The sequence below is a fragment of the Stenotrophomonas sp. HMWF003 genome (genome assembly GCF_003061285.1).
Lineage (GTDB): Bacteria > Pseudomonadota > Gammaproteobacteria > Xanthomonadales > Xanthomonadaceae > Stenotrophomonas > Stenotrophomonas maltophilia_AP.
In genome coordinates, this window is the sequence record NZ_QAIW01000341.1 from 8,053 (window position 1) to 8,415 (window position 363).

Annotated in this window: 1 pseudogene; it reads right to left on the reverse strand. The window is 74.9% G+C overall.

From position 1 onward, the window contains the following. Positions 1 to 363 (reverse strand): annotated as a pseudogene (locus DBR34_RS13690) (ABC transporter permease); the annotation flags it as partial.

Below are 363 nucleotides of genomic sequence, written 5' to 3' on the forward strand. Positions count from 1 at the left end.
GCCGGTGACCGCCAGCAACACCGCGATGTGCACCCACGTGCTGCCCTGGGCCGGCAGGCCCACCGCCGGCAGCGCCAGCTGGGCCAGGTGCCAGGTGGGCCACAGCGGGGCCAGCGTGGAGAACACCGGCGGCAGGATCGACAGCGGCAGCCACAGCCCCGACAGCAGCGCCAGCGGCAGGTACACCAGGTTGACCACCGCCGGGGCCGCACTGGCACTGACATGGCTGCCGATCCACAGCCCGATCGCGCCCAGCGGCAGCGCAGCGAAGGCGGCCACGGCCAGCAGCCGCAGCACCATGGCCGGTGCCAGGCCCACCCCGGCCAGGGCCGCCACCCCCAGCAGTACCAGCGCCACCAGCAG